10 protein-coding genes are annotated in these 12,127 nt (G+C 63.9%); 4 read left to right on the forward strand and 6 right to left on the reverse strand.

Features of this window, described 5'->3' with window-relative positions; all coding sequences use genetic code 11:
- The first annotated feature begins 15 nt into the window (after positions 1 to 15).
- The 3 genes from ptsP to CXQ80_RS03700 are packed head-to-tail and all read left to right on the forward strand — an operon-like array spanning position 16 to position 5,548.
- Positions 16 to 2,868, forward strand: a complete 2,853-nt coding sequence (gene ptsP / locus CXQ80_RS03690) for a phosphoenolpyruvate--protein phosphotransferase (protein ID WP_101316596.1) — start codon at positions 16 to 18, stop codon at positions 2,866 to 2,868.
- Positions 2,868 to 3,815, forward strand: a complete 948-nt coding sequence (pfkB, locus tag CXQ80_RS03695) for a 1-phosphofructokinase (protein ID WP_101316598.1) — start codon at positions 2,868 to 2,870, stop codon at positions 3,813 to 3,815. The genes ptsP and pfkB overlap by 1 nt, the downstream gene beginning before the upstream one ends.
- Positions 3,812 to 5,548, forward strand: coding sequence for a PTS fructose-like transporter subunit IIB (locus CXQ80_RS03700; RefSeq protein ID WP_101316600.1), 1,737 nt, complete (start codon positions 3,812 to 3,814; stop codon positions 5,546 to 5,548). The genes pfkB and CXQ80_RS03700 overlap by 4 nt, the downstream gene beginning before the upstream one ends.
- 34 nt (positions 5,549 to 5,582) lie before the next feature.
- Here CXQ80_RS03700 and CXQ80_RS03705 read toward each other — a convergent pair whose 3' ends face one another.
- The gene (locus CXQ80_RS03705; RefSeq protein ID WP_101316602.1) at positions 5,583 to 5,804 is read right to left on the reverse strand and encodes a DUF3820 family protein; all 222 of its coding nucleotides are present in this window, start codon (positions 5,802 to 5,804) and stop codon (positions 5,583 to 5,585) included.
- Positions 5,805 to 6,003: 199 nt separating this feature from the next.
- On the opposite strand from CXQ80_RS03705, the gene CXQ80_RS03710 reads away from it, so the two are divergent.
- The gene (locus CXQ80_RS03710; RefSeq protein ID WP_101316604.1) at positions 6,004 to 6,480 is read left to right on the forward strand and encodes a PA2169 family four-helix-bundle protein; all 477 of its coding nucleotides are present in this window, start codon (positions 6,004 to 6,006) and stop codon (positions 6,478 to 6,480) included.
- Here the strand turns inward: CXQ80_RS03710 and CXQ80_RS03715 are convergent.
- The 5 genes from CXQ80_RS03715 to CXQ80_RS03735 form a co-directional block, all read right to left on the reverse strand.
- Positions 6,477 to 7,973, reverse strand: a complete 1,497-nt coding sequence (locus CXQ80_RS03715; RefSeq protein WP_101322943.1) for a sensor domain-containing diguanylate cyclase — start codon at positions 7,971 to 7,973, stop codon at positions 6,477 to 6,479. The two genes, CXQ80_RS03710 and CXQ80_RS03715, sit on opposite strands and share 4 nt — an antisense overlap.
- Before the next feature lie 203 nt (positions 7,974 to 8,176).
- Complete coding sequence (locus tag CXQ80_RS03720; protein ID WP_101316606.1) at positions 8,177 to 9,499, reverse strand: OprD family porin; 1,323 nt, start codon at positions 9,497 to 9,499, stop codon at positions 8,177 to 8,179.
- A gap of 205 nt (positions 9,500 to 9,704) precedes the next feature.
- Complete coding sequence (locus CXQ80_RS03725; RefSeq protein WP_101316608.1) at positions 9,705 to 9,929, reverse strand: hypothetical protein; 225 nt, start codon at positions 9,927 to 9,929, stop codon at positions 9,705 to 9,707.
- A 130-nt stretch (positions 9,930 to 10,059) separates the two neighbouring features.
- Complete coding sequence (locus tag CXQ80_RS03730; RefSeq protein WP_101316610.1) at positions 10,060 to 11,472, reverse strand: heavy metal sensor histidine kinase; 1,413 nt, start codon at positions 11,470 to 11,472, stop codon at positions 10,060 to 10,062.
- Positions 11,447 to 12,121: a heavy metal response regulator transcription factor gene (locus CXQ80_RS03735; RefSeq protein ID WP_101316612.1), complete on the reverse strand. Its 675-nt coding sequence runs from the start codon at positions 12,119 to 12,121 to the stop codon at positions 11,447 to 11,449. The genes CXQ80_RS03730 and CXQ80_RS03735 overlap by 26 nt, the downstream gene beginning before the upstream one ends.
- Positions 12,122 to 12,127: the final 6 nt, after the last annotated feature.

The raw sequence follows: 12,127 nt of genomic DNA on the forward strand, positions 1-12,127 counted from the left end.
CAAAAGGAGAAGGTCATGCTCGAGCTCGCCAAAGAGCAGATAGCCATGGGTCAGTCTGCCGCCGACAAAGGCCAGGCTCTACGCCTGCTGGCTGACTGCCTGGTTGCCGATGGGCTGGTTGCCGAGGGCTACCTGCAAGGCTTGCAGGACCGCGAGGAGCAAGGCTCGACCTTCCTCGGTCAGGGCATTGCCATTCCCCACGGCACGCCGCAGACGCGTGATCAGGTGTTTGCCACCGGCGTGCGCTTGATGCAGTTCCCCGAGGGCGTGGACTGGGGTGATGGGCAGATGGTCTACCTGGCGATTGCCATCGCCGCCCGCTCCGACGAACACCTGCGCCTGCTGCAACTGCTGACCCGCGCCCTCGGTGAGACCGACCTGGCCCAGGCACTGCGCCGGGCCAGTTCGGCCGAGGCGCTGCTCAAACTATTGCAGGGCGCACCGCAGGCGCTGGCGCTGGATGCGCAGTTGGTCAGCCTGAACCTGCCGGCTGACGACTTCGAAGAGCTGGCCTGGCGCGGCGCTCGTTTGCTGCAACGCGCCGGCTGCGTCGAAAGCGGCTTTGCCGCCATGCTGCAGCAGGCCGAGCCGCTGCCGCTGGGCGAAGGCCTGTGGTGGCTGCACAGCGAGCGGCAGGTACGCCAGCCGGGGCTGGCGTTCATCACCCCGCAGCAGCCGCTGCGTTATCGCGATCAGCCGCTCAATGGTCTGTTCTGCCTGGCCAGCCTGGGTGCTGCCCATCAGGCGTTGCTCGAGCGCCTGTGCGAAGTGCTGATCGAAGGCCGTGGGCAGATGCTCTATCAGGCCACCAGCAGCCGCACCGTGCTTGAAGTGCTCGGCGGTGAAGTTCCGGCTGACTGGCCCAGTGCACGGATTGTGCTGGCCAATGCCCACGGCCTGCATGCACGCCCGGCCAAGGTGCTGGCGCAACTGGCCAAAGGCTTCGAGGGTGAAATCCGTATTCGTCTGCTCGACGACAGCCAGCCGGCGGTATCGGTGAAGAGCCTGAGCAAGCTGCTCGGCCTCGGCGCCCGCCGTGGTCAGACGCTGGAATTGATTGCCGAGCCGAATATTGCCAACGATGCCCTGCCGGTGTTGCTGGCGGCCATCGCCGACGGCCTTGGTGAAACCGTTGAAGCACTGCCCCAAGCTTGCACCGAAGAGGTCGTAGTGGTTGCCGAACCGCTCTCGGCACCTGTGCCTGGCAGCCTGATTCAAGGCGTGCCTGCGGCCCCGGGGATTGCCTGCGGGCCGGCGCATATCTGCGTCGAACGTGACATCGACTATCCGCTGCGCGGTATCTCGCCAAGCCAGGAGCGAGCGCAATTGCGCGCTGCGCTGGAAACCGTCAATGCAGAATTGCAGGCACTGGTGCAGCGCAGCGACAAAGCCATCGGCGAGATCTTCATCACCCATCAGGAAATGCTCGCCGACCCGGCCCTGATGGACGAAGTCGAGCAACGCCTGGGCCAGGGCGAAAGCGCTGCCGCCGCCTGGATGAGCGTTATCGAGGCCGCCGCGCGCCAGCAGGAAGCCCTGCACGACGCACTGCTCGCCGAGCGCGCCGCCGATCTGCGTGACATTGGTCGGCGCGTGCTGGCGCAACTGTGCGGCGTCATCGATACCCCTGAGCCAACAGAGCCGTATGTGCTGGTGATGACCGAAGTCGGCCCGTCCGACGTCGCCCGGCTCGATCCGCAGCGGGTCGCCGGCATCGTCACCGCCCAAGGTGGCGCTACTGCCCATAGCGCCATCGTTGCGCGTGCGTTGGGCATCCCGGCGGTAGTCGGTGCAGGCGCGGCGATGCTGTTGCTTGCCCCCGGCACGCCGCTGCTGCTCGACGGCCAGCGCGGCCGGGTCAGCGTGGCGCCGGCCGCCGATGAGCTGCAACGCGCGTTGACCGAACGCGACCAGCGTGAACAGCGCCTGCAGCAAGCCTGGGCCAGCCGCCATCAACCCGCCGTCACCCGCGACGGCCATGCCATCGAAGTTTTTGCCAACATCGGCGGCAGCCAAGGCATCGACAAAGTGGTCGAGCAGGGCGCCGAAGGGGTTGGCCTGCTGCGCACCGAGCTGATCTTCATGGCCCACCCGCAGGCGCCCGACGTGGCAACCCAGGAAGCCGAATACCGGCGCGTACTCGATGGCCTCGACGGGCGGCCGCTGGTAGTGCGCACGCTGGATGTCGGCGGCGACAAACCGCTGCCATACTGGCCGATCGCACGCGAAGACAACCCGTTCCTTGGCGTACGCGGTGTGCGCCTGACCTTGCAGCGCCCGCAGATCATGCGCGACCAGTTGCGCGCATTGTTGCAGGCCGCCGACGGCCGCCCCCTACGGATCATGTTCCCGATGGTCGGGCAGATCCACGAGTGGCGCGAAGCCAAGGCCATGGTCGAGCAATTGCGCGAGGAGATCCCGGTCGCCGACCTGCAACTGGGGATCATGGTCGAGGTGCCTTCCGCGGCCTTGCTGGCGCCACAGCTGGCGCGCGAGGTGGACTTCTTCAGCATCGGCACCAACGACCTGACCCAGTACACCCTGGCCATCGACCGCGGCCACCCGAGCTTGTCGGCCCAGGCCGATGGCCTGCACCCGGCAGTGCTGCGCCTGATCGACATGACCGTGCGCGCCGCCCATGCCGAAGGCAAGTGGGTGGGGGTCTGTGGCGAGCTGGCCGCCGACCCGCAAGCGGTAGCCATATTGCTTGGGCTTGAGGTCGACGAGCTCAGCGTGGCCTCGCGCAGCGTCGCCGAAGTCAAGGCGCTGGTGCGCCAGCGTGATTACCAGACGGCCCGTGCGCTTGCGCTCGAGGCCCTGCAACAAGACAGCGCCGCCGCCGTGCGCGCGTTGGTGGAGCACTACTGATGGCCAAGATCCTGACCCTGACCCTGAACCCGGCGCTGGATATCACCGTCAGCCTCGACAGCTTGCGCGCAGGCCAGGTCAACCGCAGCCAGGCGCAGCACAGCCACGCCGCCGGCAAGGGCCTGAATGTCGCCCAGGTGCTGGCCGACCTTGGCCACAGCGTGACCGTCGGCGGGTTTCTTGGCCGCGACAACCTGCAGCTGTTTGAAGCGCTGATCCAGTGGCGCGGTTTTGCCGACTGCTTTGTCCGCGTGGCCGGCGAGACGCGCAGCAACATCAAGCTGGTCGAGGCCAACGGCTGCGTGACCGATGTCAACGGTCAGGGCCCGGAGGTCGATGCCGCTTCACGCAGCGCGCTGATGCGCAAGCTGCTGCAGATTGCGCCAGGCCATGACGCGGTGGTGGTCGCCGGCAGTCTGCCGCGCGGCATCGACCCGCAGTGGTTTGCCGAGCTGCTCGGGCAGCTCAAGGCGCAAGGCTTGAAGATTGCTCTGGACAGCAGCGGCGAGGCCTTGCGCGCCGGCCTTCAGGCAGCGCCCTGGCTGGTCAAGCCGAACACCGACGAGCTTGCTGAGGTACTCGGCCACAGCGTCACCGGCCGGGCCGAACAGCAGCAGGCTGCCAGCCAACTACTGGCAAGCGGCATCGAGCATGTAGTGGTGTCGCAAGGCGAGCACGGCGTCAGCTGGTACCGCGCAGGTGCCGTGCTGCACGCACAACCGCCGCAGGTGCGCGTGGCGAGCACGGTCGGTGCCGGCGACTCGCTGGTGGCCGGCATGGTCCATGGCCTGTTGCAGGGCGAGGCGCCAGCACAGACGCTGCGCCGCGCCACCGCCATCGCCGCCCAGGCGGTGACGCAGGTCGGCTTTGGTATCCGCGACCGCGCGCAGCTGGAGCAACTGCAAGCAGGCGTACACATCACAGAACAACAAGAGGCTTGCCGATGAACATTGCCATTGTCACCGCCTGCCCCAACGGCCAGGTTTCCAGCGTACTCAGCGCGCGCCTGCTGGCGGCTGCAGCGCAGCGTCGCGGCTGGAGCACCAGCGTCGAGGTGCAGGATGCCGAGCACCCCGAGCGCAATTTGAGCGCCACGCAGATCGCCGAGGCCGACTGGGTGCTGGTGATCAGTACCGGCGCGGTCGATCTGTCGCGCTTCGTTGGCAAACGCCTGTACCAGAGCACACCGGCTCAGGCGTTGGCCGATCGCGAGAGTTTTCTCGATGAGGCAGCTGCCCAGGCGCAGGTCCACAGCGCCAGCGCCGTGGTCGATGCACCGGCCGCGCTGGGGCCGCCGAAGATCGTCGCGGTCACGGCCTGTCCAACCGGCGTGGCGCACACCTTCATGGCTGCCGAAGCCTTGCAGCAGGCGGCGCAGCAACTGGGCTACCAGCTCACGGTGGAAACTCAGGGTTCGGTCGGTGCGCGCAATCCGCTGTCGGCGCAGGCCATTGCCGAGGCCGATGTAGTACTGCTGGCGGCCGACATCGAAGTGCCCACTGCGCGCTTTGCCGGCAAGCGGGTATACCGTTGCGGCACCGGCATTGCTCTCAAGCAAGCCAAGGCCACCCTCGACAAGGCCCTGCTCGAAGCCAAGCAGGAAAGCGCTGCCGATGCCGCCGCGGGGGCCACGGCCAGCAGCGAAAAAAGCGGCGTGTACAAGCACCTGCTGACCGGTGTGTCGTTCATGCTGCCCATGGTGGTAGCTGGCGGTTTGCTGATCGCCTTGTCCTTCGTGTTCGGCATCAATGCCCACGAAGTGCCCGGCACCCTGCCGGCGGCGTTAATGCAGATCGGCGCTGAGGCAGCCTTCAAACTGATGGTGCCGCTGCTGGCCGGTTACATCGCCTGGTCGATTGCCGACCGCCCTGGCCTTGCGCCGGGGATGATCGGCGGGATGCTGGCGACCATTCTTGGCGCGGGCTTTATCGGCGGCATCGTAGCCGGCTTTCTGGCCGGCTACAGCGCCAAGGCGATCAGTCGCTGGGTGCGCTTGCCGAGCAGCCTCGAGGCACTCAAGCCGATCCTGATCATCCCGCTGCTGGCCAGCCTGTTCACCGGCCTGGTGATGATCTATGTGGTGGGCCAACCGGTCGCCTCGATGCTTGCGGGCCTGACCCAGTTCCTCGACAACATGGGCACCACCAATGCCATTCTGCTCGGGCTGCTGCTGGGCGGGATGATGTGTGTGGACCTTGGCGGGCCGATCAACAAGGCGGCCTATGCGTTCTCGGTCGGCCTGCTGTCGAACCAGAGCTTTGCACCGATGGCCGCGACCATGGCTGCCGGCATGGTGCCGCCGATCGGCCTGGGAATCGCCAGCCTGATCGCCCGCAGCAAGTTCGCCCAGAGTGAGCGCGAGGCAGGCAAGGCAGCCTTGGCATTAGGCCTGTGCTTTATCTCCGAAGGGGCGATCCCGTTTGCTGCCAAGGACCCGTTGCGGGTGATTCCAGCGAGTGTTATCGGCGGCGCGCTGACCGGGGCGCTGTCGATGTACTTTGGCTGCAAGCTGATGGCGCCGCATGGCGGCCTGTTCGTGTTGCTGATCCCCAATGCGATCAACCATGCGCTGTTGTACTTGCTGGCGATTGCCGCCGGCAGCCTGGTCACGGCGCTGATCTATGCCGTGCTCAAGCGTAAAGAGCAGGTCGAGCTGGCGATAGCGCCGGTCAAGGCCTGAGACCTGAGCGTCAGGCCCCTTCGGGTGAAGGGGCCTAGCGTTTGTGCTTGTGCCGCAATGGCACCAGCAGTTCACCCAGCCCGTTGTGATCAATCTCATGCATCAAAGCCAGCAGCGCCCCTAGCTCACCTGGCGGAAAGCCCTTGCGCGCAAACCAGCCAAGGTAATCGCCAGGCAGATCGGCCAACAGCCGGCCCTGGTACTTGCCGAATGGCATGCTGCGGGTCACCAGCAGTTGCAGGTATTCAGGTTTCATCGCCAGCCGCCTCCGGATAAAGCGCCGACGATACTGCAATCTGCACGAGGGCCCAAGCGGTGATCATGCAGAACGCCGTTTACAAGGGTTAAGCATTAATCCGTAAGCTAATGATTTATAAGTATTTTTTGTTGCTCGATAAATTGGCACGAAGCCTGCTCTGTATATAACCACTTCCCACTGCCAAGGAGTTTGAGCAATGAGCAATCCAAACAAAGATGTAATCGACGTCCTCAACGACCTGATCGAATACAGCAAGGATGGCGAGAAAGGCTTCAAGACCTCTGCCGAGGACGTGAAGAATCCTGAGTTGAAAGCGTTCTTCGTCAAGCGCGCTGCTGGCTGCGCTACCTCGGCTGCCGAGCTGCAGAGCGAAGTGCGTCGTCTGGGCGGCGATCCAGAAACCTCTACCAGCGTCAGTGGTGATCTGCACCGCGGTTGGGTCAATCTGAAGTCGCTGCTGACCGGCAAGGACGACGAAGCGATCCTCAATGAAGTCGAGCGCGGTGAAGACCACGCCCTCAAGGCTTACAAAGAGGCCCGCGAGAAGCTGGTCAAACTCGGCCGTACTGCTACCGATAGCAGCTACAACCTGGTCGAAACCCAGCTACAAGGCGTACAGCGCAATCACGATGAAGTGAAGGTCCTGCGCGACGCAGCACGCGCCCGCTCTTAATCGAGCGGTCCCTCTACCCGGTTACGGCCTTTGGCCTTGGCCCGGTAGAGGGCCTCGTCCGCGGTGCTCAGCAGACTGGCCAAGTCTTGCTGGGTACCGGGGATGTACAGGCCGATGCCTATGCTCACCGTCACCGAGTGGGTATCTGCGCCAAATGGCGCCAAGCCCTCCACCCCCTGCTTGATCCGCTGCGCCAGCAGCAGTGCGCCAGCCTGTTCGGTTTCCGGCAGCACGATCTGAAATTCCTCGCCGCCATAGCGCGCTGCCAAGTCTGAAGGCCTGCGAATACAGCCTTCTATGGTTTTCGCGACCTCTCGCAATGCATGGTCACCACCGGCATGCCCGTGGCGTTGATTGAACGCCTTGAAATGATCGATATCGACCATCAGGATCGCCAACGGCCTGCGGTTGCGCTGTGCCCGTGCCCATTCCAGACGCAGCACCTGATCCAGCCGCCGGCGGTTGGCAAGGCCGGTCAAGCTGTCGGTTGCCGCCAGTTTTTCCAGGCCTAGTTCGAGCTCCTGACGACGGCGCAGCTCGCGTCCGAGCAGCACCGTCAGCCACAGGATGGCGATGCACAGCACGCCCGTGGCGATGCTCACCACAGCGGCGGTACGGCGCCATGACTGGAATACTTCATCGCTCGAGTGCGCTACCACCACAACGAGTGGCTGGTCGGCAACCTGGGCGAAGGTGTACAGGCGCTCGACCCCGGACGCACTGGACTTGGCAGTAAAGCTGCCACTGCGTTGGCTGAGGATGCGCTGGAAGTTGGGCCGGCTGCTGAAGTTGCTGCCGATCAGCGTACTGGGTGCCGCACTGGGATGGCGCGCCAGCAACTGACCGTCGGTGTTGAACAGGCTGATGCTGCTGTCGACACCGATATCCAGGCGCTGGAACAGCTCGCTGACGTAACCCAGGCGCAGTGCGCCGGCAGCAATACCTGCGAACTCACCATTCAGCCCGTTGATACGCCGGCTGAAACTGATGCACCAGTCCAGGTCGCCAAGCCTGGCCTTGAACGGTGGGCCGATCAACATGCCCAGGCTGGGGTCGGCCTGGTGGGCCTTGAATACCTTTGTGTCGGCGAAGTTGGCCTTGCGCGGGACAGCGCTGGTGGAGTCGCCAATCACGTTCCCCTGCGCATCGATCCACAGCACGTCACCGCGCCGGCGGTCGATGAAGGCTTCGTTGAACAGCAGCCGCTGGCGCAGCTCGCTCGGCACGCCAGTCAATTCCTTGCGCCCGACTGCCCAGATCAGCCCTTGCAGGGACTGGTCGTAAAGCTCGATGTTGCGTAGCACATCGCTCTCGATCAGCTGGACGATGTTGCTCGACGAGCGGATTGCCGACTGCTCGACGCTGTCGCGTTCGCGGGCGAGCAAGAACACCACTATCGCCAAAATCGCGAGCACAGCCAGGCAGCTGCCTAGATTGAGCAACAGTTCGGGGTGCGACTTGAGCGGGGCATTCCCCGGTGATCGATTGGGCAACATGAGGCTCGCAACTGCGTAAGTCCCTCGTGTCCTTGAGGGTAGGGCCAGGGCGGGGCGGCGGTAGTGTAGGGAAGCGGTGATTGTCGGACAAGAAGTTATCTGGCCATCCGACGAGTGCGTGCAGCGCTGGCGGGGCTGATACGGGGCGCTCTGCAGCGGCAAAGCCGCATTGCAGAGTGCCCCGTGCTTGCAGGCCGCGATCAGAACAGGTTGAGCGGATAATCCACGATCAGGCGGATTTCATCGTTGTCCTGCTCGGCAGCGTAGGCCTGGTTGGCGCGGTGGCTGGCATAACGCAGGAGTACCGACAGGTCTTTGAAATCGCCCTGCTGGAATACGTACTTGATGTCCAGGTCACGTTCCCAATGGGTGGCGTGCTTGCCGTCGGCATTGTAGTAGTCGTAGTAGGCGTTGTTTTGCGCTGCCTTGGTCAGGTCTGCTTCACCGCGTGAGTACGACAGCTCAGTGCTCAGGCCATCGACGCCTAGGCCGGCAAAATCATAACCGTAGGCCAGCTTCCACGAGCGCTCGTTCGGTGCGTTGAAGTCCGAGTACATCCGCGAGTTGTCGAGGAACACGCTGTCACCCAGATTGATGTAGTCGAACGGCGTGTTGCCGTTGACCCGCTGATAGGCGGCGGTAACGCTGTGATGACCGGCGTTGACCGTGAAGTGCAGGCTGAACGTGTTGTTGTCGATGTCGCCCAGCAGCGCCTGGCCGGTGTCCTGGGTGTGATAGAAGTGCAAACCCGGGTTGAGGCTGACCAGGTCGTTGACTGCATAGGTGTAGTCAAAGTCGAAGTAGTACTGGTTCCAGATGTCCTTCAGCTCGGCTGCATAGAGGTTGCTGGTGATCGCTTCGCTGCCGCTCCAGGAGGCGCCGGCCCAGCTCAGGTGCTGACTGTCGCGGTTGTCCTGCAAGGCGCCGTAGTAAGTGTCGATGCGGCGGTGGCCGCTCTGGTTGTACGGCTTGGTGAAGCTGACCTGGCCGCCTTCGAGGAGCAGGCCGTCGATGCTGTTGTTGCTCAGGCTGACGCCGCGAAAGGTCTGCGGCAGCATGCGCGTTTCGCCGCCGGCGATGACCGGGTTGCTGAGGAACAAGTCACCGGCCTTGAGCTCGGTGTCGAACGCCTTGAGCTTGAGCGCGGCACCGGCAGTGGAGAAGGCGTGCGGCGCAGCGCCCAGCTCGCCGTTGGCCTTGGTGTGTTCAGGCAGGATGCTGGTGCCGGCATAGCCGCCACCGCCATCGAGCTTGAGCCCGAGCATGGCGTGCGCATCCAGGCCGAAGCCGATAGTGCCCGGGGTGTAGCCGGACTCGAAGCGGGCGACGAAACCCTGGCCCCATTCACGGTTGTCGCGCACGCCGCTATTGAGGTTGTTGCGGTTGAAGTAGGCGTTGCGCAGATGCAGGTTGAACGAGGAGCCTGCGACAAAACCTTCAGCGGCTTCGTCGGCGTGGGCAACGCTTGGCATCGTTGCGGCGAATGCAATGAACAGTGGGGTGAAACGGAAAGCGGAAGACACCGGTTAGAGCTCCTTTGGTCTGACGGTGGGGCAATTTTTATTGTCGAAAAACGCAGTGACTGCAGTGAGTCAAGGTATCTGCGTGGTGCAAATTTTGGACATAAAAAAAGCCGCTGATCAGCAGCGGCTTGAAGAGGCTAACATATCGGCGCGCAGGGCGCCCACGTGCAGGCCTTGGGAAGAGGGGCAGATGCAGGCAGCTCGATCAGCTGTCGCTGGCAGCATCCTGGTCAGTCTTGGCAGCTGTCTGCTGCGCATCTTTGCCGGCCTCAGCCGATTGCGCGGCATAGCCTTCGCGGGCTTCTTGATGGGCCGCGGCAAGGGCTGCGTTACGGGCGACAAAGGCCGGCGATTCTTCCGCCATGGCCAGCGGTGACAACAACAGGGAAGAGGCAACGAACAGGCTCGCGATACCCATACTGTTGGACATTTGAAACAACCTTCTTGCGCTGCAAGTGTGAGTGAGGACAGGCGCCAAATTAGTCCTGTTCAGCCCGCAGAAACAGCATCCGCTTGGAGATGCACTGTTGCGAAAAAAGTAATGATAACCGGCGAAACCATCAGCTATCAGCGGCAAACCCGCTGGCTTGAGCGCTCGGCAGGCGTATGCCGAAGGTGTTGCTGCCGTGGTTGCTGCGCACAAATACTTCACCGCCGTGCATCAGCGCGATTGCCTTGACGATCGCCAGGCCCAGGCCATGATTGCCAGCGCCGTTGTTGCTGCGCGCGGCATCGACCCGGTAGAAACGCTCGAACAACAGTTGCAGGTGCTCGTCGGCGATGGCCGGGCCGGGGTTGCTTACGGCAATGCTGACCTGCTCAGGCTGCGCATCGATGCGCACGGTGATCACCTGATGGGCCTGGGTGTGCTGCACGGCGTTGTTCAACAGGTTGATCAGCGCTCGGCGCAACTGCGCGGTTTCGATCGGCGCGATGGCATCGCCGCTGACCCTGACCTGCACCTGGGCGTCTTCGAGGATGTAATCCAGGTAGTCGAGGGTGGTGGCTACTTCAGCGGCCAGCGACGCCTGGGTCAGCGCGGTGGCCTTGCTGCCCTGATCGGCGCTGGCCAGGAACAACATGTCGTTGATGATGCTGCGCAGCCGTTCCAGCTCTTCAAGGTTCGATTGCAGTACTTCAAGGTAGTGCTCGGCGCTGCGTCCGCGGGTCAGTGCCACCTGGGTCTGGCCGATCAGGTTGGTCAGCGGCGAGCGCAGTTCGTGGGCGACATCGGCGTTGAACGCCTCGAGTCGCGAATAGGCGAGGGTGACCCGCTCCAAGGTGGCGTTGAAGGCGCCGGCAAACTGCGCCAGCTCAGGGGCCAGTTGCTCGGTCGGCAGCCGCCCGTCCAGGCGCGGCACGGCCAGCGCCTGGGCTTTGCTGGACAGCGCTGACAGCGGCCGTAAGCCGATGCGTGCCACCCAGTAGCCCAGCAGGGCGGCCAGCAGCACGCCCAGCGCGGCCAGGCTGACGATGGCCACCAGCAAGCTGTGCTGCGCCTGCCAGAAGGTTTCGGTGTCGATGCCGATAATGAAGCGCAGCGCCGGCCGCTGTGCCAAGGGCGGCAGCTCACTGACCAACATCTTGTACGGGTAGGGGCTGCCGTTCAGGCGCAGGTCGCGCATGCCCTCGGCGCCTTCGGCGAAGGCGCGGATCTGTTCGCTGGGCTTGCCGTATTCGAACTGCGGGTCGCTGCTGACCGCCCAGAAGCGGATGCGCCGATCTTCTTCACTGAGCAGATTGAGCTTGTTGCTGACCTTGAGCCAATGCTCGTGGGTGCCGAAGCGCTTCAAGGTCGACTCGAGCACGCTGTAGCGGGCGTCCAGTTCGGCCGCGGGCAGCAGGTCGAGGCTGCGGTCGACCTGGCGATACAGCGCAGCGCCGATCAGCAGGAATACCGCCAGCGCCACCAGCATGAACAAGCCGGCCAGGCGCAGCGCGATGGAATTAACCGGCACGGTTTTCCAGGACATAACCCATGCCTCTGATGGTATGCAGCAGCTTGTTGGCGAACGGCCCGTCGAGTTTGGCCCGCAGGCGCTTGATCGCCACCTCGACGACATTCGCGTCGCTGTCGAAGTTGATGTCCCAGACCAGTTCGGCAATGGCGGTCTTGGAGAGGATTTCGCCCTGGCGTCGGGCCAGCACGCTGAGCAGCGAAAACTCCTTGGCGGTCAGTTCCAGACGCTGCCCGGCGCGGCTGGCCTTGCGGCTGATCAGGTCGATGGAAAGGTCAGCGACCTGCACCTGCAGCGGCTCATGATTGCTGCTGCGACGGGTCAGCGCCTGCAGGCGGGCGACCAGTTCGAGAAACGAAAACGGTTTGCCGAGGTAGTCGTCAGCGCCCTCGCGCAGGCCATGGATACGGTCTTCGACACGCTCGCGGGCAGTCAGCATGATCACCGGCGTCTGCTTGCGTGCGCGCAGGCCACGCAGCACGCCGTAGCCATCCAGGCTGGGGAGCATGACGTCGAGCACGATCACGTCATAGTCGCTGTGCAGGGCCAGGTGCAGGCCGTCGGTGCCATCGCGGGCGACGTCAACGGTGAAGCCTTGCTCGCTCAGGCCCCGATGCAGGTAGTCGGCGGTTTTTTCTTCGTCTTCGACGATCAGTACTCGCATGGTCTG

The sequence above is a fragment of the Pseudomonas sp. 02C 26 genome (assembly GCF_002843585.1).
Classification (GTDB): Bacteria; Pseudomonadota; Gammaproteobacteria; order Pseudomonadales; family Pseudomonadaceae; genus Aquipseudomonas; species Aquipseudomonas shirazensis.

Bases quoted from the DNA above. Each gene is read 5' to 3' on its own strand.
- CXQ80_RS03730 (WP_101316610.1), bottom strand. From the start codon at position 11,472: ATGTCCTGGAAAACCGTGCCGGTTAATTCCATCGCGCTGCGCCTGGCC.
- CXQ80_RS03725 (WP_101316608.1), bottom strand. From the start codon at position 9,929: ATGTCCAACAGTATGGGTATCGCGAGCCTGTTCGTTGCCTCTTCCCTG.
- CXQ80_RS03710 (WP_101316604.1), top strand. From the start codon at position 6,004: ATGAGCAATCCAAACAAAGATGTAATCGACGTCCTCAACGACCTGATC.
- pfkB (WP_101316598.1), top strand. From the start codon at position 2,868: ATGGCCAAGATCCTGACCCTGACCCTGAACCCGGCGCTGGATATCACC.
- CXQ80_RS03700 (WP_101316600.1), top strand. From the start codon at position 3,812: ATGAACATTGCCATTGTCACCGCCTGCCCCAACGGCCAGGTTTCCAGC.
- CXQ80_RS03735 (WP_101316612.1), bottom strand. From the start codon at position 12,121: ATGCGAGTACTGATCGTCGAAGACGAAGAAAAAACCGCCGACTACCTG.
- CXQ80_RS03705 (WP_101316602.1), bottom strand. From the start codon at position 5,804: ATGAAACCTGAATACCTGCAACTGCTGGTGACCCGCAGCATGCCATTC.
- ptsP (WP_101316596.1), top strand. From the start codon at position 16: ATGCTCGAGCTCGCCAAAGAGCAGATAGCCATGGGTCAGTCTGCCGCC.